The following is a 24,051-nucleotide window of genomic DNA, read 5'->3' on the forward strand; positions in this document are numbered from 1 at the left end:
GGCCCGTCGTGCTGTGGCGCGGCGGGCCCCGCGTTCTGGCTCTGTAGGAAGCGACAGTCCGCCGCCCCTTACGCACCGGCCGGTCGCGCCTTACTCTGATCACTGCTCGATGGTTACTCGCGAGTTAAACAACAGCCGTAGCACTGAGCCAGCCGCACCGTCGCGGGCCCCCGGAGGATGTCGTGAGCGACACACAGACCCTGATCGAGAACCGTCCGCCGTCCGTCGCGGGCCTCTTCCTGGAGCGCGTCGCGGCCACGCCGGACACCGAGGCCTACCGTCACCCGGTGCCCGCGGCCTCCGGCGAGGGCCCCGACGACTGGAAGTCGCTGAGCTGGGCGCAGGCCGCCGAGCGGGTGTTCGCGATCGCGGCCGGTCTGATCGAACTGGGCGTACAGCCCGAGCAGCGCGTCGCGCTCGCCTCCGCCACCCGGATCGAGTGGATCCTCGCCGACCTGGGCATCATGTGCGCCGGCGCCGCCACGACCACGGTGTATCCGCAGACGAACGCCGACGAGTCGACCTTCATCCTCGCCGACTCCGGGAGCAAGGTCCTGATCGCCGAGGACGCGACGCAGCTCGCCAAGGCGGTGGAGAAGCGTGCCGAGCTGCCCGAGCTGACGCATGTCGTGGTCATCGACCCGACCGGCGTCGACACCGCGGAGACCGGCGACTGGGTGCTGAGCCTGGCCGAGCTGGAGCAGCGCGGTGCCGCGTACCTGGAGAAGAACCCGGATCTGATCAAGGAGCGGATCGCGGGCATCACCAAGGACCAGCTCGCGACGATCATCTACACCTCCGGCACCACCGGCCGCCCCAAGGGCGTCCGTCTCCCGCACGACAACTGGTCCTACCTGGCGAAGGCCATCGCCGCGACGGGGCTGCTGGGCCCCGAGGACGTGCAGTACCTGTGGCTGCCGCTGGCGCACGTCTTCGGCAAGGTGCTCACGTCCGGCCATATCGAGATCGGGCACGTCACCGCGGTGGACGGCCGGCCCGACAAGATCATCGAGCATCTGCCGATCGTGCAGCCGACGTACATGGCGGCCGTTCCGCGCATCTTCGAGAAGGTCTACAACGGGGTCGCGGCCAAGGCGCGGGCCGGCGGCGCCGCCAAGTACAAGATCTTCCAGTGGGCGGCGGAGGTCGCCCGCGAGTACGCCAAGGTCACCCAGGACAACTTCCGCCGCACCGGTTCGGCCACCGCGCCCTTCGGTCTCGCCGCCAAGCACAAGGTGGCCGACGCGCTGGTCTACGCGAAGATCCGCGAGGCCTTCGGCGGCAAGCTGCGCGCCTGTGTGTCGGGCAGCGCCGCGCTCTCGCCCGAGATCGGCTACTTCTTCGCCGGCGCCGGCATCCACATCCTGGAGGGCTACGGCCTGACCGAGTCCTCCGCGGCCTCCTTCGTCAACCCCGGCGAGGCGTACCGCACCGGCACGGTCGGCAAGCCGCTGCCCGGCACGGAGGTGCGCATCGCGGACGACGGCGAGATCCTGCTGCGCGGCCCCGGCATCATGGAGGGCTACCACGGGCTGCCCGAGAAGACCGCCGAAGTCCTGGAGCCGGACGGCTGGTTCCACACCGGTGACATCGGCGAGCTGTCCCCGGACGGCTATCTGCGCATCACCGACCGCAAGAAGGACCTCATCAAGACGTCCGGCGGCAAGTACATCGCGCCCAGCGAGGTCGAGGGCCAGTTCAAGGCCGTGTGCCCGTACGTCTCCAACATCCTGGTGCACGGCGCCGACCGTAACTTCTGCACCGCGCTCATCGCCCTCGACGAACCGTCCATCCTGGACTGGGCGAAGGAGAACGGCCTCGAAGGCAAGTCCTACGCCGAGGTCGTCGCCGCCCCCGGGACGGTCGCCCTGGTCGAGGGCTACGTCAAGGAGCTCAACGAGGGCCTCCAGCGCTGGCAGACCATCAAGAAGTTCCGTCTCCTCCCGCGCGACCTCGACGTGGAACACGGCGAGATCACCCCGAGCCTCAAGCTCAAGCGCCCGGTGGTGGAACGCGAGTACAAGCACCTGATCGACGAGATGTACGCGGGTTCGCGGGAGGCCTAGCGGCTTGTTGTCACCGGGGGCACGGTCCTAACGGCCGTGCCCCCGGCGCATGTTCTGTACCAGCTGCTCCATCTGTCTTACCTGGTTGCCCAGTTCGCGCACTTCGTCCACCGTGCTGGCAGCCACCCGCGCCTCGATCTCCTTGAGTCGCGACGCCAGTTCCTCGAACTGGCCCTGCTCTCGGGCGAGCATCCGCTCCAACAGCTGGTTCTTCCGGTGCAGTTCGAGAAAGACGGTCACCTTCGCCCGCAGCACCCACGGATCGAACGGCTTGGTCAAGTAGTCGGCCGCACCCGTGGCATACCCCCGGAACGCATATCCCGCGTCCGAGTCCGAGCCGGTCAGAAAGATGATCGGGACGTCCTTGGTCTGGTCGAGCCGTTTGATGTTGGCCGCGGTCTCGAACCCGTCCATGCCCGGCATGCGGATGTCCAGCAGGACGACGGCGAAGCGCTGCCGCAGCAGTGCCTTCATCGCCTCCTCGCCCGAACGGGCGCGTACCAGTGGCTCGTTGAGGGACCCCAGGACGGCCTCCAGCGCGATCAGGTTGTCCTCCATGTCGTCGACCAGGAGGATGCCGGCACTTTCGTCGGTCGTTGCCTCAGCGCTCATGATGACTGTGCCTCACTCAGTCCTCGGCGGTGCCGCCGTCTCCCCGGGTACCCGCATCCGTCCCCGCGATGTCCGTCCCCCCGATGCCCGCCGCCGTGACGTCCTCGGCCTCGGGGTCCAGGAGGGCGCAGACGACGGTCAGCAGCTGGTCCACGTCCACCGGCTTGGGCACGTAGTCGTTGGCGCCCCGCGCGATGGACTTCTCCCGGTCGCCGGGCATCGCCTTGGCGGTGAGCGCGACGATGGGCAGGCCGGTCCAGCGCGGGGCGCGGCGGATGGCGGCGATGGTCTCGTACCCGTCCATCTCCGGCATCATGATGTCCATGAGCACGAGTTCGACGTCGGGATTGCGTTCCAGGGTCTCGATGCCCTCGCGGCCGTTCTCCGCGTAGAGCACCGGCATACCGACGCGCCCCAGGACGTGGGTGAGCGCGAAGACGTTGCGGATGTCGTCGTCCACGATCAACACCCGTCGCCCCGGCAGCACCTGACCGGCCCGGCCGGCCTTCCACGCCTCCAGCTTGGTGGGAGTGGGCCATGAGTCGTCCACCTCGTGCCCGGTGAACGGCTCGGTGGACAACTGCTCGTCCACGGCGGGCAGTTCCCGGTCCTCGGAGGTCCGCCCGGTCGCCGCATGACCGGGGCTGACGACGGGGACGTACAGCGTGAAGGTCGAGCCGCAGCCCGGCTCGCTCTCCGCGACGATACGGCCGCCGAGCAGCCCGGCGATCTCCCGGCTGATCGACAACCCCAGCCCCGTACCGCCGTACTTGCGGTTGGTCGTGCCGTCGGCCTGCTGGAACGCCTCGAAGATCACCGGGAGTTTCTCGGCGGCGATCCCGATGCCGGTGTCGGAGACGGCGAACACGATGACCTCGTCGCTGTCGTGGGAGTAGCGGTGATCGGGGTCCTTGACCCGGTTGACGCGGAGTTCGACCCGGCCGGTGGCGGTGAACTTGATGGCGTTGGACAGCAGGTTGCGCAGGATCTGCTGGAGCCGCTGCTCGTCGGACCACATCTCGCGCGGTACGTCCTCGCCCACCGACACCTCGAAGGCGAGCCCCCGGTCCAGGGTGAGCGGGCGGAACGTGGCGTGGACGTAGTCGAGGAGCTTGATGAGGGGCAGCCGCTTGGGGCGTACGTCCATCCGGCCGGCCTCGATCTTCGACAGGTCGAGGATGTCGTTGATGAGCTGGAGCAGATCCGAGCCGGAGCGGTGGATCGTGGTCGCGAACTGCACTTCCTGGTCGGAGAGATGACCGTCCGGGTTGTCGGAGAGCAGCCGGGCCAGGATCAGCAGCGAGTTCAGCGGGGTGCGCAGCTCGTGGCTCATGTTGGCCAGGAACTCCGACTTGTACTGTGAGCTGGTGGCCAACAGGGCTGCCTTCTCCTCCAGTTCGGCGTTGGAGCGCTGCAACTCGGCCTGCTGTTTCTGGAGTTCGTCCGAACGTTCCTGCAACTGCATGGCCAGCCGCTGGGACTCGCCGAGCAGGGACTCCGTGCGGGAGTTGGCGATGATGGTGTTGATCGCGACGCCGATGGTGTTCACAAACTGGTCGAAGAACGCGAGGTGGACGTCGGAGAAGCGGGAGAAGGAGGCCAGTTCGATCACGCCGAGGAGCTTGTCCTCGAAGATGATCGGGATGATGACCACGCTCGCCGGGGCGGCTTCCCCGAGCCCGCTGTTGATCTTGATGTAGTCCGGCGGGGCCTCTTCCACCAGGATCCGCTTCTTCTCCCGGGCCGCCTGCCGAACCAGCCCGTGCACCGGCATCCCGCCCGTGTCCACGGTCGCGCCCTGCGCCGACCCGTACCCGGCGATGAACGCAAGTCCCTTGGCGGGAATGGCCGTTCGCAGACTGTCCTCGTCGGGATCGGCCAGGAAGAACGCCCCGTACTGCGCGTTCACCAGCGGGGTCAGCTCGCGCAGGATCAGGTCGGCGACCTCCATCAGGTCCCGGTGCCCCTGCATCAGCGCGGCGAGCCGGGCCAGGTTGGACTCCAGCCAGTCCTTCGCGCGGGTCGTCTCGCGGAGGTTGGCCACCATCAGGTTGATGTTGTCCTTCAGCTCGGTGACCTCGCCCTGGGTCTCCACCGTGATGGAGCGGGACATGTCGCCCTGGGCCACCGCGGAGGCCACCTCGGCGATCGCGCGGACCTGGGTGGTGAGGTTGAGCGCGAGTTCGTTCACGTTGGTCGTCAGACGTTTCCAGGTGCCGTAGACGCCCTCCACCCTTGCCTGGCCGCCGAGTTGGCCCTCGGAGCCGACCTCGCGGGCCACCCGGGTGACCTCCGAGGAGAAGGAGGAGAGGGTGTCGACCATCGTGTTGATGGTGGTCTTCAGCTCCAGGATCTCGCCGCGCGCGTCCACGTCGATCTTCTTCGACAGGTCGCCCTGCGCCACCGCCGTCGCGACCTGCGCGATGTTCCGGACCTGTGAAGTCAGGTTGTCGGCCATGTAGTTGACGTTGTCGGTCAGGTCGCGCCAGACACCGGAGACGCCCAACACCTGGGCCCGGCCGCCGAGTCGGCCGTCGGTGCCGACCTCGCGGGCCACCCGGGTCACCTCGTCGGCGAAGGCGCGCAGCTGCTCCACCATCGTGTTGACGGTGTCCTTCAGTTCGAGGATCTCGCCGCGCGCGTCGACGGTGATCTTCTTCGACAGGTCGCCGTTGGCGACGGCGGTCGTGACTTGCGCGATGTTCCGCACCTGCGAAGTCAGGTTCAGGGCCATGAAGTTGACGTTGTCCGTCAGGTCCTTCCAGACCCCGCTGACGCCCCGCACCTGCGCCTGCCCGCCGAGGTTGCCCTCCGTGCCGACCTCGCGCGCCACGCGCGTCACCTCGTCGGCGAACGCGGAGAGCTGGTCCACCATCGTGTTGATGGTCGACTTCAGCTCCAGGATCTCGCCCTTCGCCTCCACCGTGATCTTCTTGCCGAGGTCGCCCTGCGCCACGGCCGTCGACACCAGCGCGATGTTCCGGACCTGTGAAGTCAGGTTGTCCGCCATGAAGTTGACGTTGTCGGTGAGGTCCTTCCAGACGCCGGAGACGCCCCGCACCTGGGCGCGTCCGCCGAGGTTGCCCTCGGTGCCGACCTCGCGGGCGACGCGTGTCACCTCGTCGGCGAACGCGGAGAGCTGGTCGACCATCGTGTTGATGGTCGACTTCAGTTCGAGGATCTCGCCCTGCGCGTCCACCGTGATCTTCTGCGACAGGTCGCCGTTCGCCACGGCCGTCGTCACCTGGGCGATGTTGCGGACCTGTGAAGTCAGGTTCGACGCCATGAAGTTGACGTTGTCGGTGAGGTCCTTCCACACCCCGGACACGCCCCGCACCTGCGCCCGCCCGCCCAACTGGCCCTCGGTACCCACCTCGCGGGCGACGCGCGTCACCTCGTCGGCGAACGCGGAGAGCTGGTCCACCATCGTGTTCACGGTGAGCTTCAGTTCGAGCAGTTCGCCGGTCGCCTCGACGGTGACCGTACGCGTGAGGTCACCGCGCGCCACCGCCGTCGTGACGAGGGCGATGTCCCGCACCTGCGCGGTCAGCCGGGACGCCATCGTGTTGACCGCCTCGGTCACGTCCCGCCAACTGCCCGACAGGCCTTGCACCTTGGCGCGCCCGCCGAGTCTGCCCTCGGTGCCGACCTCGCGGGCGACCCGGGTCACCTCTCCGGTGAACAGGGAGAGTTGGTCCACCATCTTGTTCACGGCCCGGCCCAGCCGCCGTAGATCACCGCGCAACTGCCTGCTGCCGTCGTGCAGATCGACCCGCTGGGTCAGATCGCCGCCCGCCACCGCGTCCAGCACGCGGGTCGCGTTGGCGGCCGGGGCGACCAGGGCGTCGAGGAGCTGGTTGACGTCGTTGACGCGGGAGGTCCAGCCGCCCTGGCCGGGGCTGGCCGAGAGGCGCTCGTCGAGGCGGCCGTGGCGGATCAACTCCCGTTTGACGCGCTGCGTCTCGGAGTTGAAGTGGGTGCTGCGGTCCATGATCTGGTTGAAGGCGGCGGTCAGTTCGGCCACCATGCCGTGACCCGTCTCCGGTGCCTTGGTGAAATCGCCGTCACGCGCCGCCGTCATCACGGCGAGCAGAGGGCGCAGGTCCGATGTTCGAATCCAGTCCTCTTTGTGTCCGTCTTCGAGCACACGCGTAGCACTGTTCTCACTCATGGCGGCCCACTTCGGTAACTCGGCGCTTATGGCCGCGGTCAGTCTGTCACTCTGTCCGCATCGACCGAGGTGTATTCGTCCGATCTGCTCGGGGAGCTGTGCATGGGGGCAATTCCGACGCAACGGGAGACCACTTCGCGTGCTCCCGACGCGCCCGCGCACCACGGCGCGGACCCGCGCACGACCATGCGCGCCACGCTCTCCGGAAGCCCCCTCGCGCCCGGCTCCGCCCGCGGCCTGGTGCGCGCCGCGCTCCGCGAATGGACCGAACTCGCCCTGCCCGGAACGGAACACCTCACCGACCGGCTCGCCGACGACGCGACGGTCGTCGTCAGCGAGCTCGTCACCAACGCCGTCGTACACGCCGGTACGGACGTCGAGTTGATCTGCCGCCTGGAGGACACCCGGTCCGTCGTCGTGGAGGTCGCCGACCACCACCCCTCCCGCGCCCCGCGCGACAACAGCGGTGAACCGGCGTACGAGACACCGGAGTTCGGGCGCGGGCTGCGGCTCGTCTCCACGCTCGCCGAGGCCTGGGGCGTCACCTACCGCACCGGCACCAAGACCGTGTGGGCCCGCCTTCCCGCCGAAGGCAGCCCGGCCGCCGAGGAGTTGGAGACGTACGCCGGTGAACGCGGCCTGCGCGTCGCCGAGATCCTCGCCCCCGAACCCCGGCGCGCCGAACGCGACCGGGACTGGCTCGGCCGCGGTGCCCTCTCCTTCCTCGCCGAGGCCTCCGACCTCCTCGCCGGACAGCTCGACGAGGACCTGGTCGCCGCGCTCGCCGGACAGCTGATCGTGCCGAGACTGGCCGACTGGTGCGCCGTATGGCTGGAGGACGAGGCGATGGGCCGCGGGGGCTGGGGCGAGGACGCCGGGGCCGGCGCCGGACCACGCCTCGCCCGCGTCTGGCACGGCAGCGAGAACCGCATCGAGGAACTGCGCGGCGCCCTGGAGAAGCACCCGCCCCGCCCGCAGGACTCACTGCGGCCCGCGTCCTACCCCTGGCCCGGCGACTCCCTCGGCCCGCACGGCACCCATGGCGCGGCACTGGCGTACCGGCTGATCGCGGGCGGCCGTCCGCTCGGCACCCTGGTCATCGGACGGTCCGGGCTGCCGTGCTTCCCCGACGAGGTCACCGGTCTGGTCGAGGACCTCAGCCGCCGGGTCGCGCTCGCCATCGGCGCGGCCCGCCAGTACGCCCGCCAGGCCACCATCAGCCGCGTCCTCCAGCGCGGCCTGCTGCCCGGCGCCGTCGCCGAGATCCCGGGCGTGCACAGCGCCCTCGTCTACGAACCGTGCGACAAGGGCGGCCCCAGCGGCGACTTCTACGACCTGTTCCCGGCCGGCGACGGCCGCTGGTGCTTCGCCCTCGGCGACGTCCAGGGCAAGGGCCCCGAGGCCGCCGTAGTGATCGGACTGGCGCGCCCCTGGCTGCGCCTCCTCGCCCGGGAGGGCTACCGCGTCGCCGACGTCCTCGACCGCCTCAACCAGCTCCTCCTCGACGACGCCACGGAAGCGGCCGACGCGGCGGCCCACGCCCTGGTCGCCGCGGGCGGCATGCCGGGCCCGGTCGGCGACGGCCCCCGCTTCCTCTCCCTCCTCTACGGCGAGCTGGTCCCCTTCGACGGCGGCGTCCGCTGCACCCTCGCCTCCGCCGGACACCCGCTGCCGCTGCTCCTCGGCCCGGACGGCTCCGTCGCCACGGCCGCCCGCCCGCAGACCCTCCTCGGCGTCATCGAGGACGTCACCTACACCAGCCAGACCTTCGAACTCCGGCCCGGCGACAGCCTGTTGTGCGTCACCGACGGAGTCACCGAGCGCCGCTCCGGCTCCGTCCAGTTCGACGACGGCGACGGCCTCGCGACCGTGCTCGCCGGGTGCGCGGGGCTGAGCGCCGAGCTGATCGCGGAGCGGATCAAGCGGCTGGTGCACGAGTTCGGCGGCCGGCCGCCGGAGGACGACATGGCGCTGCTGGTCCTTCAGGCGGAGTAGGCGGAGCAGAGAGTCGTACGGGTGCTGGACAATGGAGGACATGCCTTCCGCACTCCCCGACGGCGATCCCGTCCCCGACGACGGCGCCCTGCCCGCGCAGGCGCTCGCCGGGGCCGCGGGCCGCCCCCTCGGCTTCTATCTGCACGTCCCGTACTGCGCGACCCGCTGCGGCTACTGCGACTTCAACACCTACACGGCGACCGAGCTGCGCGGCACGGGCGGAGTGCTGGCCTCCCGCGACAACTACGCGGACACCCTGATCGACGAGGTCCGCCTGGCCCGCAAGGTCCTCGGCGACGACCCGCGCCCGGTCCGTACGGTCTTCGTCGGCGGCGGCACGCCCACGCTGCTCGCGGCGGACGATCTCGTCCGGATGCTGGGCGCGATCCGCGACGAGTTCGGCCTGGCCCCGGACGCGGAGATCACGACGGAGGCCAACCCGGAGTCGGTCGACCCGGCCTACCTCGCGACCCTCCGCCGGGGCGGCTTCAACCGGATCTCCTTCGGCATGCAGAGCGCGAAGCAGCACGTCCTGAAGATCCTCGACCGCACCCACACCCCCGGCCGCCCCGAGGCCTGTGTGTCCGAGGCCCGCGCGGCCGGCTTCGAACACGTCAACCTCGACCTGATCTACGGCACCCCGGGCGAGACGGATGACGACTGGCGGGCCTCGCTCGACGCGGCCCTCGGCGCGGGCCCCGACCACATCAGCGCCTACGCCCTGATCGTCGAGGAGGGCACCCAGCTGGCCCGCCGGATCCGCCGCGGCGAGGTCCCGATGACGGACGACGACGCGCACGCCGACCGCTATCTCATCGCGGACGAGGTGATGTCGACGGCGGGCTTCGACTGGTACGAGGTGTCCAACTGGGCGACATCGAATTCCGGCCGTTGTCTGCACAACGAGCTCTACTGGCGCGGCGCCGACTGGTGGGGCGCGGGCCCCGGAGCGCACTCCCACGTGGGCGGCGTCCGCTGGTGGAACGTGAAGCACCCGGGCGCGTACGCGGGCGCACTCGCCGCCGGCCGCTCCCCGGGCGCCGGCCGGGAGATCCTCACCGCAGAGGACCGCCGGGTGGAGCGGATCCTGCTGGAACTGCGGCTCCGCGAGGGCGCGCCGCTGGACCTGCTCCGGCCGGAGGGACTCGCGGCGTCGCGCCGGGCGCTGGCGGACGGGCTGCTGGAGGCGGGACCGTACGAGGAGGGGAGTGCCGTGCTCACGCTGCGGGGGCGGTTGCTGGCGGACGCGGTGGTGCGCGACCTGGTGGACTGACCGGACCCGTCAGGCCTCGCCGGGCGCCGTGACGAAGTCGATCAACTCCTCCACCCGCCCCAGCAGTTCCGGCTCAAGATCCTTGTACGACCCCACCTTGGCCAGAATCGCCTGCCACACCGCACCGGTGTTTTCCGGCCAACCCAGCGCCCGGCACACCCCCGTCTTCCAGTCCTGCCCGTGCGGGACCCGGGGCCAGGCGGTGATGCCCACGGAGGACGGTTTCACGGCCTCCCAGATGTCGATGTAGGGGTGGCCGACGACGAGCGCGTGCTCGCTGGTGACCGACTGGGCGATGCGCCACTCCTTGGTGCCCGGCACCAAGTGGTCCACCAGGATGCCCAACCGTGCGTCCGGGCCGGGGGCGAACTCGTCCACGATGGCCGGCAGGTCGTCGACGCCCTCCAGGTACTCGACCACCACACCCTCGATGCGCAGGTCGTCGCCCCACACCCGCTCGACCAGCTCGGCGTCGTGCCGGCCCTCGACGTAGATCCGCCCGGCGCGGGCCACACGCGCGCGTGCACCGGGAACGGCGACCGAACCGGATGCCGTACGAGTGGGCCGTAGCGGGCTCGACACCGGCTTCACCAGGGTCACCACGCGGCCCTCCAGGAGGAACCCGCGCGGCTCCAGGGGGAACACCCGGTGCTTGCCGAAGCGGTCCTCCAGGGTGACCGTGCCGGCCTCGCAGCGGATCACCGCTCCGCAGAAACCGGTGCCGGGCTCCTCGACCACCAGGCCCGTTTCCGCGGGGACCTCGGGGACGGGCTTCGGCTTCTTCCACGGCGGAGTCAGGTCGGCGGAGTACTGGCGCATTCGGATGACGATAGGAGAACCGGCCCGCCCGGTTTCACGACACGCCGAAACGGGTTGCCAACGCGTCCCGTTGGGCCCGCACGAACCCCGCGTCCACCACCGCTCCGTGACCGGGCACGTACAGCGCGTCCTCGCCGCCCAGGGAGAGGAGCCGGTCAAGCGCGGTCGGCCAGTGCGACGGTACGGCGTCGGGGCCCGCCTGGGGATCGCCGGACTCCTCGACCAGGTCGCCGCAGAACACGACCGGCGGGTCGCCCGGCACCACGAGCACGAGATCGTGGGCGGTGTGTCCGCTCGTCGCCACCAGGTGGACCTCCGGGCCGCCGTCCATGTCGAGCACCGTGGGGCCCCACACGTATTCACGGGGGCACACGAGGATGTCCGCCGCGTTCTCCGCCACCCGCGGATCCAGCCCGTTGCGCACCGCGTCGGCCCGCAACTCCTCACCACCGCCCTCGAACACCTCGCCCGCGCCCCCGGCCGCGAGAACCGTCGCCCCGGCAAAGACCGCCGCCCCGAAGACATGGTCGAAATGGGCATGGGTGAGCGCGAGATGGGTCACACGGCGCCCGGCGAGCGCCTGCGCCTGCGTACGCAACCGTGCGCCCTCCGCCACACTCGACCCGGCGTCGATCATGAGCGCCGAGCCGTCCCCGAGGACCAGCCCCACCGTGCAGTCCCAGCCAGGCAGCCGGCACCGCCCCACCCCGGCGGCCAGCCGCTCCCACCCCGCCTCTTCCCAAGTCACCGTCATACGGCGACGCTAACGGTGAGGGCACCAGGGATTGACATCGCGGGACCGGCCTTGCCCGGGGTGTACCTCACGGCCGTACACTGGGCCGGGGAACGCTGGCACTCACGCGCACAGAGTGCCAGGAAAGGGCAGCCCGGCAACAAAACGGCGACCAGAACTGGAGGTGTGCGCGATGCTCAGCGAACGCAGGCTTCAGGTGCTGCGCGCCATCGTCCAGGACTATGTCGGCACCGAGGAGCCGGTCGGGTCCAAGGCGCTCACCGAGCGGCACAGCCTCGGCGTCTCCCCGGCGACCGTGCGCAACGACATGGCGGCCCTGGAGGACGAGGGGTACATCGCCCAGCCGCACACGAGTGCCGGGCGCATCCCCACGGACAAGGGCTATCGGCTGTTCGTCGACAAGCTCGCCGGCGTCAAGCCGATGACCGGCCCCGAGCGCAAGGCCATCCAGAACTTCCTCGACGGCGCGGTCGACCTCGACGACGTCGTGGGCCGTACGGTCCGGCTGCTCGCGCAGCTGACCCGGCAGGTCGCCGTCGTGCAGTACCCCTCGCTGACCCGCTCGACCGTCCGGCACGTGGAGCTGCTGTCGCTGGCCCCCGCGCGCGTGATGCTCGTGCTGATCACCGACACCGGGCGGGTCGAGCAACGCATGGTGGACTGCCCGGCGCCCTTCGGGGAGTCCTCGCTCGCGGATCTACGCGCGCGGCTCAACAGCCGGATCGCGGGCCGCCGCTTCGCGGACGTACCGCAGCTCGTGCAGGACCTGCCGGACGCCTTCGAGAACGAGGACCGCGGCACGGTCGCGACGGTGCTCTCCACCCTCCTGGAGACCCTCGTCGAGGAGACCGAGGAGCGGCTGATGATCGGCGGCACCGCCAATCTCACCCGCTTCGGACATGACTTTCCCCTCACCATCCGCCCCATCCTGGAAGCCCTGGAGGAGCAGGTCGTCCTCCTCAAGTTGCTTGGTGAGGCGGGGGATTCGGGCATGACCGTACGGATCGGTCACGAGAACGCCTACGAGGGACTCAACTCCACTTCAGTGGTGTCGGTCGGCTACGGTTCGGGCGGCGAGGCAGTCGCCAAGCTCGGCGTGGTCGGACCGACCCGCATGGATTACCCGGGAACGATGGGAGCGGTACGCGCAGTGGCACGGTACGTCGGACAGATCCTGGCGGAGTCCTAAGTGGCCACGGACTACTACGCCGTTCTCGGCGTGCGTCGCGACGCGTCGCAGGATGAGATCAAGAAGGCCTTCCGCCGGCTCGCGCGCGAGCTGCACCCGGACGTGAATCCGGACCCGAAGACCCAGGAGCGGTTCAAGGAGATCAACGCCGCCTACGAGGTGCTCTCGGACCCGCAGAAGAAGCAGGTCTACGACCTCGGCGGCGACCCCCTCTCGCAGGCGGGCGGCGCGGGCGCGGGCTTCGGCGCGGGCGGCTTCGGGAACTTCTCGGACATCATGGACGCCTTCTTTGGCACGGCGTCGCAGCGCGGACCGCGCTCGCGGACCCGTCGCGGCCAGGACGCCATGATCCGGCTCGAAATCGAGCTGGACGAGGCGGCCTTCGGCACCACGAAGGACATCCAGGTCGACACGGCCGTCGTCTGCAACACCTGCAACGGCGAGGGCGCCGCCCCCGGCACCTCCGCGCAGACCTGCGACATGTGCCGCGGTCGCGGTGAGGTCTCGCAGGTGACCCGGTCCTTCCTGGGCCAGGTCATGACGTCCCGCCCCTGCCCCCAGTGCCAGGGCTTCGGCACCGTCGTGCCGACGCCGTGCCCGGAGTGCGCCGGCGACGGCCGCGTCCGCTCGCGGCGCACGCTCACGGTGAAGATCCCGGCCGGTGTGGACAACGGCACGCGGATCCAGCTCGCGGGCGAGGGCGAGGTCGGCCCCGGCGGCGGCCCCGCCGGTGACCTCTACGTCGAGATCCACGAGCTGCCGCACGCGATGTTCCAGCGCCGCGGCGACGACCTGCACTGCACGGTCACGCTCCCCATGACAGCCGCGTCCCTGGGCACGAAGGTGCCGTTGGAGACGCTGGACGGCATGGAGGAGGTCGACATCCGCCCGGGCACCCAGTCCGGCCAGTCGATCCCGCTGCACAGCAGAGGCATCACACATCTGCGCGGCGGCGGCCGGGGCGACCTCATCGTGCACGTCGAGGTCACCACCCCGACCAAGCTCGACGTGGAACAGGAACGCCTCCTCAGGGAACTGGCGAAACTGCGTGGCGAGGAGCGGCCCATGGGGACGTTCCAGCCCGGGCAGCAGGGCCTGTTCTCCCGTCTGAAGGACGCCTTCAACGGCCGCTGAACCGATCGTCGAACAGGCCGTCGATCGGGTCGTCGAACCGGTCTCCGCCCGGGCATGCATCTGTCCTATGCCCGGCGGAAGGCCGGATTCGGACTTGTTCGGAGGACGTGACAACATGCCGTCATGTCCTCCGCACTGACCGATCTCTTCCCTCATCCGATCGTGCAGGCCCCGATGGCGGGCGGTGTCTCCGTCCCGCTTCTCGCCGCGGCCGTGTCCGAGGCCGGCGGGCTGGGATTCCTCGCCGCCGGGTACAAAACAGCCGACGGCATGTACCAGGAGATCAAGCAGCTGCGGAGCCTGACGTCCCGCCCCTTCGGCGTGAACCTCTTCATGCCGCAGCCGGAGTACGCGGACAGGGCGGCGGTCGACGTCTACGCCCACCAGCTGGCCGGCGAGGCCACCTGGTACGACACGGAACTCGGCGACCCGGACAGCGGTCGCGAGGACGGCTACGACGCGAAGCTGTCCGTGCTGCTCGACAACCCGGTGTCCTTCGTCTCCTTCCACTTCGGTGTCCCCACCCGTGAGGTGCTGGACTCGCTGCGCCGGGCCGGCACCTTCACCCTCGTCACCGCCACCACCGCCGAGGAGGCCCTCGCCGTGGAGCGGGCCGGTGCCGACGCGGTGATCGCGCAGGGCGTCGAGGCCGGCGGCCACCAGGGCACCCACCGCGACCTCCCGGAGAACGACGGCTCCGGCATCGGCCTGCTCTCCCTGGTCGCCCAGATCCGCGAGACCGTGAGTCTCCCGATCGTCGCCGCCGGTGGTCTGATGCGCGGCAGCCAGATCGCCGCCGCCCTGGCGGCGGGCGCGAGCGCGGCCCAGCTCGGCACGGCGTTCCTCGCCACCCCCGAGTCCGCGGCGAACGCCGTGCACAAGCAGGCACTCACCAACCCCCTGTTCACGCGTACCGAGTTGACCCGCGCGTTCTCCGGCCGCCCGGCCCGCGGCCTGGTCAACCGCTTCATGCGCGAGCACGGCCCGTACGCCCCCGCCGCGTACCCCGAGGTCCACCACCTGACCTCGCCGCTCCGCAAGAAGGCCGCCGCGGCCGGCGATGCGCAGGGCATGGCGCTGTGGGCCGGACAGGGCCACCGCATGGCCCGCGAGCTGCCCGCCGGCCAGCTGGTCGAGGTACTGGTCGCCGAACTGGCCTCCGCCCGGACAGCGTTGTCGGCCGGAGGCGAGCTGCGATGACCGCGCCGGTGTTCATTCTCGACCCCCTGGTCCTGCCGGACTTCTGCGGTGGCGAGTACGTCCTCGACGGCCCCGAGGGGCGGCACGCGGTCTCCGTACGGAGGATGCGGGCCGGTGAGGAGGTCGTCCTCACCGACGGACGCGGCCGGTGGATGGAGGGTGTCGTCAAGGCGGCCGAGGGCAAGGACCGGCTCGTCGTCATGGACCTGGAGTCCGTCAGCGAGGAGCCCGAGCCGCAGCCCCGCATCACCGTCGTCCAGGCCCTCCCCAAGGGCGACCGCGGCGAACTGGCCGTGGAGACGATGACCGAGACCGGCGTCGACGCCATCGTCCCCTGGGCGGCCTCCCGTTGCATCACGCAGTGGAAGGGCGAGCGCGGTCTGAAGGCCCTCGCGAAGTGGCGGGCCACCGCCCGCGAGGCCGGCAAGCAGTCCCGCCGGCTGCGCTTCCCGGAGGTCGCGGACGCGGCAACGAGCAAACAGGTTGCCGCACTTCTCGCCAAAGCCGACTTCGCCGCCGTACTCCACGAGGACCGCGACTACGGCAGCGAACCCCTCGCCACCGCCGAACTCCCCACCGAGGGTGAGATCGTGCTGGTCGTGGGCCCCGAAGGCGGCGTCTCGCCCGAGGAGTTGGCCCTCTTCGAGGAGGCCGGGGCGAAGGCCTGCCGGCTCGGGCGCAGCGTGCTGCGCACATCGACCGCCGGGACAGCGGCCACGGCCCTGCTCCTGGGACGCACCGGACGCTGGTCATGAACCAGGGGAGACCACCGTGGAACTAGCCCAAGTGAGGCTGCTCGTCACCGACTTCGCCGCCTGCTACCGCTTCTACGCCGAAGTCCTCGGCCTGAAGCCGCAGTCGGGGGCGACCGAGGGACCGTACGAGAAGTTCAGCCCGGCGGTCGGGTCGGCCGGGATCGCGCTGCAGGACCGGGCGATGATGGCCCAAGTCCTCGGTGAGCTGGGGGAGTTGGTGACCGGGCACCGCTCGCTGGTGGTGCTGCGGGTCGACGACCTGGACGCGTACTGCGAGCAGATCACCGACCGGGGAGCGACCCTCCTCCACGGCCCCGCGCCGATGACGGACCGGATGCGGGTGGCGCATCTCAAGGACCCCGAGGGCAATGTGGTGGAGCTTCAGGAGTGGCTGCTGCTGCGGGGCTGACCGGTCGTGCGCCGGGTGACTGCGCCCCGGGCGCACGGGTGGCCGTATGCGCTCTTCCGTGTGCGCCCCGACGGTGGCAGGCTGCCGTCCATGGGGGCGTTGAGGCAGATCTGGCGTCGGCCCCGCGGACGGCGGGTGGCCGCTGTGGCGGGGCTCGCGATGGTGTCCGTGGGCGGGGTCGTCGCGTGCCAGCCCGGTGATCTCAGCGCGGCGACCGTCGCGTACACCACCGACAAGACGGCGACCGCGGAGCTCAAGCGGGACCACGTGAGCGTCCGCTATCTGACCTGCACGGGCAACTACGGCAGCGGCAACAAGGCCTATACGCCCGGGAAGACGCCCTCGCCGTCCGAGTCCACCGTCGTCTCCGTGGACTGTCAGGGGCAGACGAACGACAACCGGGACATCACCGTCACCGGCAAGGTCACCCGGGCCGTGGACGGCGCCTGCGTGCGCGGCGACCTGGTCGGCAAGGTGGGCGGCAAGCAGGTGTTCCACGTGACCGGGCTCGGCGACTGCAACGCGGCGACACCCTCGTCCGTGGTCAACCCGAACCCGAGCCTCACCTACGGCCCCGGGCCGACCGTCACCGTCACGGTCACCAAGACCATGTGGTGCAAGGGCGACCCGACCTGCTGGCCCGTGGAAGGCAAGTGACAGTCCTTCCATAGCGGGCAAGTGATCCAAACCACTGTCGGCGCAGGCCGCCGCTGCATACGCTGATCAGGTGACTCAGCCCTCAGCGTCCGCAGCCCAGGCCGGTCCCCAGGCCTATCTCCGCTTCCCGCACCTGCACGGCGAGTTGATCGCCTTCACCGCCGAGGACGATGTGTGGCTGGCTCCCCTCGACGGCGGCCGGGCCTGGCGGGTCAGCGCCGAGAACGTGCCGGTGACCCACCCGCGCGTCTCGCCCGACGGCACCACCGTCGCCTGGACCTCCACCCGGGACGGCGCCCCCGAGGTGCACATCGCCCCGGTAGACGGCGGCCCCGCCAAACGCCTCACCCACTGGGGCAGTTCACGCACCCAGGTGCGCGGCTGGACGGCGGACGGACAGGTCCTCGCCATCAGCACCCACGGTCAGGCGAACCTCCGCCGCAGCTGGGCCCGCACCATCCCGCTGGACGGCGGACCGGCAACCACCCTCCCGTACGGGCCCGTTGGCGATGTCGCCGTCGGCCCCGGCGCCACGGTCCTGCTCTCCGCGCCCATGGGCCGCGAGGCCGCCTGGTGGAAGCGCTACCGGGGCGGTACCGCCGGCAAGTTGTGGATCGACCGCGAGGGCGACGGCGAATTCACGCGCCTGCACGAGGAGTTGGACGGCAACATCGAGTACCCGGTGTGGGCGGGGGAGAGGATCGCGTTCCTCTCCGACCACGAGGGCACCGGCGCCCTCTACTCCTCCCTCGCCGACGGCACCGACCTCCGCCGCCACACCCCCCTCGACAGCTTCTACGCCCGGCACGCGGCCGGCGACGGCACCCGGATCACGTACTCCTGTGCCGGTGAACTCTGGCTCCTCGACGACCTGGACGGCGCCGAACCGCGCCGCCTCGACATCCGGCTCGGCGGACAGCGCACCGACCAGCAGCCCTTCCCGGTGTCCGCCGCCCGCTGGTTCGCCTCCGCGTCGCCCGACCACACCGCGCGCGGCAGCGCCGTCGCCGTACGCGGCACCGTCCACTGGATCACCCACCGCTCCGGCCCCGCCCGCGCGCTGGCCGCCACCCCCGGCGTACGGGCCCGGCTGCCCCGCACGTTCCGCGTCGACGGCGAGGAGTGGGTGGTGTGGGTGACGGACGCCGAGGGCGACGACGCCCTGGAGTTCGCCCCCGCCACCGGCCTCGCCCCCGGCGCCACCGCGCGCCGCATCGCCGCCGGACAGCTCGGCCGCGTCCTCGCGCTCACCGTCGCCCCCGACGGCAGCCGCGTCGCCGTGGCCTCGCACGACGGCCGCGTCCTCCTCATCGAGCGGGAGACCGGCGAGGTCCGCGAGGTCGACCGCAGCGAGGACGGCGACGTCTCCGGCCTCTCCTTCTCGCCCGACTCCGCCTGGCTCGCCTGGTCGCACCCCGGCCCGCGCCCGCTGCGCCAGCTCAAACTCGCCAACACCACCGACCTCTCGGTCACCGAGGCGACCCCGCTCCGCTTCCAGGACTACGCCCCCGCCTTCACCCTCGACGGCAAACACCTGGTCTTCCTCTCCACCCGCTCCTTCGACCCGGTCTACGACGAGCACGTCTTCGACCTGGCCTTCGTGGTCGGCGACCGACCGCACCTGATCACCCTGGCCGCGACCACCCCGTCCCCCTTCGGGCCCCAGCGGCACGGCCGCCCCTTCGAAGCCCCCGACAAGGACGAGACCCCCGACAGCGAGGGCCGTCCCACCACCCGCGTCGACCTCGAAGGCCTCGCCGACCGCATCGTCCCGTTCCCCGTCGAGGCCGGCCGCTACTCCAACCTGCGCGCCGCCAAGGACGGCGTCCTGTGGCTGCGCCACCCCGTGCAGGGCGTCCTCGGCGCCACCCGCGCGACCCCCGAAGACCCGGACCCCAAAACCGAGTTGGAGCGCTACGACCTCGCCCAGCAGCGCATCGAGCACCTCGCCGGGGACGCCGAACACTTCGAGGTCAGCGGCGACGGCAAACGCGTCCTGCTGCGCACCGACCACAAACTGCGGGTCGTCCCGAGCGACCGCCGCGCCCCCTCCGAGGACGACGACAGCGACTCGAACATCAACGTCGACCTCTCCCGCATCCGCCAGACCGTCGACCCGGCCGCCGAATGGCGCCAGATGTTCGACGAGACCGGCCGCATCATGCGCGACAACTTCTGGCGCGCCGACATGAGCGGCGTCGACTGGGCCGGCGTCCTCGACCGCTACCGCCCGATCCTCGACCGCGTCGCCACCCACGACGACCTCGTCGACCTCCTGTGGGAGGTGCACGGCGAACTCGGCACCTCGCACGCCTACGTCACCGCGCGCGGCGGCTATGGCAACGGCGAACGACAGGGCCTGCTCGGCGCCGACATCTCCCGTCACGAGGACGGCAGTTGGCGCATCGACCGCGTCCTGCCCTCCGAGACCTCCGACCCGGCCGCCCGCGCCCCGCTCGCCGCACCCGGTGTAGCCGTCCGCCCGGGCGACGCGATCCTCGCGGTGGCCGGACAACCGGTCGACCCGGTCACCGGACCCGCCCCCCTCCTGGTCGGTACAGCAGGCAAACCCATCGAGCTGACCATCTCCCCGGCCGGCGGCGGCGACCCCCGCCACGCGGTCGTCGTCCCCCTCGCGGACGAGGAACCCCTCTACTACCACGCCTGGGTCGCCGACCGCCGCGCCTACGTCCACGAGAAGTCCGGCGGCCGACTCGGCTACCTCCACGTCCCCGACATGCAGGCCCCCGGCTGGGCCCAGATCCACCGCGACCTGCGCGTGGAGGTGGCCCGCGAGGGCCTGGTCGTGGACGTCCGCTACAACCGGGGCGGCCACACCTCGCAGCTGGTGGTCGAGAAACTGGCCCGCCGTATCGTCGGCTGGGACCTCCCCCGAGGCATGCGCCCGTACAGCTACCCCGAGGACGCCCCTCGCGGCCCGGTCGTAGCCGTGGCCAACGAGTTCTCGGGCTCGGACGGCGACATCGTCAACGCGGCGATCAAGGCGTTGGGGATCGGTCCGGTGGTCGGTACGCGTACATGGGGCGGGGTGATCGGCATCGACAGCAGATACCGGTTGGTCGACGGCACACTCATCACCCAGCCCAAGTACGCGTTCTGGCTTGAGGGTTACGGGTGGGGGGTGGAGAACCACGGGGTGGACCCGGACGTGGAGGTGGTGCAGAGGCCTCAGGACTACGCGGCGGGAAGGGACACCCAGCTGGACGAGGCAATCCGCCTGGCGTTGGAGTCACTGGAGACCAGTCCGGCCAAAACCCCGCCCACCCTGCCCACCTGAAGCGGCGCGGGGCTGTGCCGATTTGCGGCTCCGCCGCGTGGGCGCGCCCAGCCCCCACGCACCCGCAGCTGACGACGATACGATGCCTCGCGTAAAGCGCCGCTCACCTCCCGGAGGGGATCCCAAATGTCAGGGGAACCGCAGGACGACTGCCTGTTCTGCAAGATCGTCGCAGGCCACATCCCGGCGACGATCGTCCGCGAAACAGCCACCACCGTCGCGTTCCGGGACATCAACCCCCAGGCCCCGACCCACGTCCTGGTGATCCCCCGGGTCCACTACCCCGACGCCGCCTCCCTCGCCGCCGCCGAACCGTCGATCGCCGCCGACGTCCTCCGCGAGGCGGGCGAGGTCGCGGCGGACGAGAAGCTCGACAGCTACCGCGTCGTTTTCAACACGGGCACCGGCGTGGGCCAGACCGTGTTCCACGCCCACGCCCACGTCATGGGTGGCCGCGGCATGCAGTGGCCCCCCGGGTAACTCGCCATGTCCGTACGTGAATTGGTGATCCTGGGCACAGCCAGCCAGGTCCCCACCCGCCACCGCAACCACAACGGCTACCTCCTCCGCTGGGACGGCGAGGGCATCCTCTTCGACCCCGGCGAGGGCACCCAGCGCCAGATGCTGCGCGCCGGGGTCGCCGCGCACGACCTCAACCGGATCTGCGTCACGCACTTCCACGGCGACCACTCCCTCGGCCTCGCGGGTGTCATCCAGCGCATCAACCTGGACCGCGTCCCGCACGAGATCACCGCGCACTACCCACGCTCGGGCCAGCACTTCTTCAACCGCCTGCGCTACGCCACCGCGTACCGCGAGACGGTCGGCATCACGGAGTCCCCGGTGTCGGCGGACGGAGTGATCGCCACCACGGGGAACTACACCCTGGAGACCCGCAAGCTCTCCCACCCCGTCGAGTCCCACGGCTACCGCCTCACCGAACCCGACGGCCGCCGTATGCTCCCCGACCGTCTCGCCGCGCACGGCATCAAGGGCCCGGACGTGGGCCGTATCCAGCGCGAGGGCATGATCGACGGCGTTGCGCTGGACGATGTCAGCGAGGTGCGGAGCGGCCAGCGTTTCGCGTTCGTCATGGACACCCGCCTCTGCGACGGAGTGCACGCCCTCGCGGAGGGCTGCGACCTGCTGGTGATTGAGTCGACGTTCCTGGACGAGGACGAGCAACTGGCCGTAGACCATGGCCACTTGACCGCCGGACAAGCGGCCCGAGTGGCCCGGGACGCCGGAGTCCGCCACCTCGTCCTCACCCACTTCAGCCAGCGGTACTCCGAGCCGGAGGAGTTCGAGCGGCAGGCACGCGCCGCCGGCTTCGAGGGAGAGCTGACCGTGGCGCACGATCTACTCAGGGTGCCGGTTCCGAAACGGCAATAAAACACCCGTACGATACTTCGATGCCCATTCCCAAAGCCGAACTGCACCTGCACATCGAAGGCACCCTGGAGCCCGAGCTGGCCTTCGCGCTCGCGGCCCGCAACGGCGTGACGCTGCCGTACGCGGACACCGAGGCGCTCCGCAAGGCGTACCTCTTCGAAGACCTGCAGTCCTTCCTGAACCTCTACTACGAGCTGATAGCCGTGCTGCGCACCGAGCGGGACTTCGAGGACCTCGCCAACGCCTATCTCGCCCGCGCCGCCGCGCAGGGCGTACGGCACGCGGAGATCTTCTTCGACCCGCAGGCGCACCTCGCGCGGGGCGTGGACATGGGTACGGTGGTGGAGGGCCTGTGGCGGGCGCTCGGCGACAGCGAGACCGACCACGGCATCTCGACCCGGCTGATCATGTGCTTCCTGCGCGACGAGTCCGCCGACTCGGCGATGGAGACCCTGGACGCGGCGAAGCCGTACCTCCACCGGATCACCGGCATCGGCCTCGACTCGGCCGAGGTCGGCCACCCGCCGGTGAAGTTCCGCGAGGTCTACGAGGCCGCCGCCGCGCTGGGTCTACGACGGGTCGCGCACGCCGGTGAGGAGGGCCCGCCCGCCTACATCACCGAGGCACTGGACGTCCTCGGCATCGAGCGCGTCGACCACGGGCTGCGGTGCATGGAGGACGAGGAGTTGGTGGCGCGGCTGGTCCGGGACCGTGTCCCGCTGACCCTCTGCCCGCTCTCCAACGTCCGGCTGCGCGCGGTGGACATCCTTGCCGAGCACCCGCTCCCGGCCATGCTGGACGCGGGCCTGCTCTGCACGGTCAACTCCGACGACCCGGCCTACTTCGGCGGCTACGCGGGCGACAACTTCGACGCCATGCGCTTGGCGCTGGGCCTCAGCGAGGACCGGTTGCGGGAGCTGGCCAGGAACTCCTTCACCGCGTCCTTCCTGGAGGATGACGAGGAGCTACGAGCGCGGTATCTCGCCGAGGTCGAGGCGTACGTGTTCTGAGCGCCGTTGGTCATGCCGCCGGAGCTGGTGCGGGCGTTGCTGGGGGCGGTGCCCCCAGACCCCCCTTCGGCCCTGAAGGGGCCTCGTCCTCAAACGCCGGACAGGCTGGATTTTCGCGGCCTGCGTCGAAAGGTGTCGGACGGGCTGAAAGGAACGGCACGCTGGGAAGCCGGCGCACGCCCAGCGCGACCCCGGTCATCGGTACCGCGATCACCACCAGCCCCGCCGCGAGGATCGCCCCCATCGCAGGGAACCCCGCCCCCGCCGACAGCACACTCCCGGCCAGCGGCCCCGCCGCCGTCCCCAGGGACGAGGCCGAGCCGACCAGAACCGCCCAACGCCCGCGCGGATCAAGGGAGGCGGCGAGACCGAGGACGTAGGACAGGACGATCGGGTAGAGGGTGTTCCAGGCGATCTCGCCGGTCGCGAACGTCCTCAGGTCGTGCGCGGACGCGCTGAGCACGATGCAGCCCGCGATGAGCGCCGTACCCACGCCGATCGGCACCGCGCGCCCCAGCCGGGAGCCGAGTGCGCCCGCGCCGATGACACCGACCAGCCCGGTGCCGAGCGCGATCGCGAAGACCGCGCCGACGGTGACCTCGGAGAGATGCGCCTGGGTGATGCCGATACGTCCGCTGACGCCCCAGAGGGAGTTCTGCGCGAGCGACCAGCACAGCAGGGTGGCGGCGAGGGTCAGGCCGGCCCGGCGGTGGGGGAGTCCGGCGGCCTCCACGCGCGCGTGCCCCGTCGTCGACGTACGCACCGGGAGGCGGCCGGTCAGCGGCCATACGGCGAGCGCGGTCAGCGCGATCGCGGCGAGCGGCCGGCCGTGGCCCGCGCCGAGGTGCGGGACGGTCAGATAGACGGCACCCGCGAGCGCGGACACGCACAACAGGCCGAGCGTGGAGGCCCGGTGGGGGTCCTGCTCGGCGGCGATGCCGGACGCGGCGACCGTGGTGGCCGTACCCGATCCGAAGCCGCCGACGACCGCGCCCGCGATGACCGCGGGGACGGCGTGCGTGAGGGCGGCCGAGCCGTAGCCGAGAACGGCGAGGGCGAGCCCGAACCGGGCGAGTGCGCGCGGGCCGAACCCTTCGACGCGCGAGGCGAGCAGAAACCCCGCCGCCGCCGAACTCAACAGCAGCGCGCTGCCGACGGCACCGGCCTGTGTGGCCGACAGCGGAAGCCCGGCGTCGAGGCGGCCGACGGTGGTGGGCAGGAGGTAGGGGGCGAGATACCCGGCCGTGAAAAGGGCGACGAGGGGCCAGGGCGTGGTGGTGCTGCGGGCGGACACGGGCGTTCCCAGGGCGTGCGAAA

The 24,051-nt window shown here is 70.8% G+C and carries 18 protein-coding genes; 13 read left to right on the forward strand and 5 right to left on the reverse strand.

What is annotated here, in order from left to right:
• Nucleotides 1-182: 182 nt before the first annotated feature.
• Complete coding sequence (locus tag OC490_RS13990; protein ID WP_262058217.1) at nucleotides 183-2,066, forward strand: AMP-dependent synthetase/ligase; 1,884 nt, start codon at nucleotides 183-185, stop codon at nucleotides 2,064-2,066.
• Nucleotides 2,067-2,093: 27 nt separating this feature from the next.
• Here OC490_RS13990 and OC490_RS13995 read toward each other — a convergent pair whose 3' ends face one another.
• Both OC490_RS13995 and OC490_RS14000 read right to left on the reverse strand, forming a co-directional pair.
• A complete protein-coding gene (locus OC490_RS13995) occupies nucleotides 2,094-2,678 on the reverse strand; it encodes a two-component system response regulator (RefSeq protein WP_262058218.1) in 585 nt (194 codons plus the stop codon).
• Nucleotides 2,679-2,694: 16 nt separating this feature from the next.
• On the reverse strand, nucleotides 2,695-6,759 hold the full coding sequence (locus OC490_RS14000; protein WP_410098623.1) for a HAMP domain-containing protein: 4,065 nt from the start codon (nucleotides 6,757-6,759) through the stop codon (nucleotides 2,695-2,697).
• Nucleotides 6,760-6,951: 192 nt separating this feature from the next.
• Here OC490_RS14000 and OC490_RS14005 point away from each other — a divergent pair, with 192 nt between their 5' ends.
• Nucleotides 6,952-8,844: a SpoIIE family protein phosphatase gene (locus OC490_RS14005; protein ID WP_262058220.1), complete on the forward strand. Its 1,893-nt coding sequence runs from the start codon at nucleotides 6,952-6,954 to the stop codon at nucleotides 8,842-8,844.
• Nucleotides 8,845-8,884: 40 nt separating this feature from the next.
• On the forward strand, nucleotides 8,885-10,117 hold the full coding sequence (hemW, locus tag OC490_RS14010) for a radical SAM family heme chaperone HemW (RefSeq protein ID WP_262058221.1): 1,233 nt from the start codon (nucleotides 8,885-8,887) through the stop codon (nucleotides 10,115-10,117).
• A 9-nt stretch (nucleotides 10,118-10,126) separates the two neighbouring features.
• On the opposite strand, the gene OC490_RS14015 is transcribed toward hemW, so the two are convergent.
• Together OC490_RS14015 and OC490_RS14020 are read right to left on the reverse strand one after the other, a co-directional pair.
• A complete protein-coding gene (locus OC490_RS14015) occupies nucleotides 10,127-10,936 on the reverse strand; it encodes a DUF3097 domain-containing protein (RefSeq protein WP_262058222.1) in 810 nt (269 codons plus the stop codon).
• A gap of 34 nt (nucleotides 10,937-10,970) precedes the next feature.
• Nucleotides 10,971-11,690, reverse strand: coding sequence for an MBL fold metallo-hydrolase (locus tag OC490_RS14020; RefSeq protein ID WP_262058223.1), 720 nt, complete (start codon nucleotides 11,688-11,690; stop codon nucleotides 10,971-10,973).
• A gap of 172 nt (nucleotides 11,691-11,862) precedes the next feature.
• Here OC490_RS14020 and hrcA point away from each other — a divergent pair, with 172 nt between their 5' ends.
• From hrcA to OC490_RS14070, 10 genes are all read left to right on the forward strand, one after another.
• Nucleotides 11,863-12,879: a heat-inducible transcriptional repressor HrcA gene (hrcA, locus tag OC490_RS14025; protein WP_200713968.1), complete on the forward strand. Its 1,017-nt coding sequence runs from the start codon at nucleotides 11,863-11,865 to the stop codon at nucleotides 12,877-12,879.
• Nucleotides 12,880-14,013: a molecular chaperone DnaJ gene (dnaJ, locus tag OC490_RS14030; RefSeq protein ID WP_262058224.1), complete on the forward strand. Its 1,134-nt coding sequence runs from the start codon at nucleotides 12,880-12,882 to the stop codon at nucleotides 14,011-14,013. It begins immediately after the preceding gene.
• Nucleotides 14,014-14,136: 123 nt separating this feature from the next.
• Nucleotides 14,137-15,213, forward strand: a complete 1,077-nt coding sequence (locus OC490_RS14035; RefSeq protein WP_262058225.1) for a nitronate monooxygenase — start codon at nucleotides 14,137-14,139, stop codon at nucleotides 15,211-15,213.
• Nucleotides 15,210-15,968, forward strand: coding sequence for a 16S rRNA (uracil(1498)-N(3))-methyltransferase (locus OC490_RS14040; RefSeq protein WP_262058226.1), 759 nt, complete (start codon nucleotides 15,210-15,212; stop codon nucleotides 15,966-15,968). Before OC490_RS14035 ends, OC490_RS14040 begins: the two co-directional genes overlap by 4 nt.
• A 16-nt stretch (nucleotides 15,969-15,984) precedes the next feature.
• Nucleotides 15,985-16,377, forward strand: coding sequence for a VOC family protein (locus tag OC490_RS14045; RefSeq protein WP_262058227.1), 393 nt, complete (start codon nucleotides 15,985-15,987; stop codon nucleotides 16,375-16,377).
• Between the two features lie 90 nt (nucleotides 16,378-16,467).
• Nucleotides 16,468-17,034: a hypothetical protein gene (locus tag OC490_RS14050; RefSeq protein WP_262058228.1), complete on the forward strand. Its 567-nt coding sequence runs from the start codon at nucleotides 16,468-16,470 to the stop codon at nucleotides 17,032-17,034.
• Nucleotides 17,035-17,104: 70 nt separating this feature from the next.
• Complete coding sequence (locus OC490_RS14055) at nucleotides 17,105-20,332, forward strand: S41 family peptidase (RefSeq protein WP_262058229.1); 3,228 nt, start codon at nucleotides 17,105-17,107, stop codon at nucleotides 20,330-20,332.
• 126 nt (nucleotides 20,333-20,458) lie between these two features.
• A complete protein-coding gene (locus tag OC490_RS14060) occupies nucleotides 20,459-20,812 on the forward strand; it encodes a histidine triad nucleotide-binding protein (RefSeq protein WP_262058230.1) in 354 nt (117 codons plus the stop codon).
• Nucleotides 20,813-20,818: 6 nt separating this feature from the next.
• Complete coding sequence (locus tag OC490_RS14065) at nucleotides 20,819-21,724, forward strand: ribonuclease Z (protein WP_262058231.1); 906 nt, start codon at nucleotides 20,819-20,821, stop codon at nucleotides 21,722-21,724.
• A 20-nt stretch (nucleotides 21,725-21,744) separates the two neighbouring features.
• The gene (locus OC490_RS14070; RefSeq protein WP_262058232.1) at nucleotides 21,745-22,734 is read left to right on the forward strand and encodes an adenosine deaminase; all 990 of its coding nucleotides are present in this window, start codon (nucleotides 21,745-21,747) and stop codon (nucleotides 22,732-22,734) included.
• Nucleotides 22,735-22,744: 10 nt separating this feature from the next.
• Here the strand turns inward: OC490_RS14070 and OC490_RS14075 are convergent, their stop codons facing one another.
• Complete coding sequence (locus OC490_RS14075) at nucleotides 22,745-24,028, reverse strand: MFS transporter (protein WP_262058233.1); 1,284 nt, start codon at nucleotides 24,026-24,028, stop codon at nucleotides 22,745-22,747.
• Nucleotides 24,029-24,051 lie beyond the last annotated feature (23 nt).

It is taken from the genome of Streptomyces sp. STR69 (assembly GCF_024519455.1).
In the GTDB taxonomy this organism is placed as follows: Bacteria; Actinomycetota; Actinomycetes; order Streptomycetales; family Streptomycetaceae; genus Streptomyces.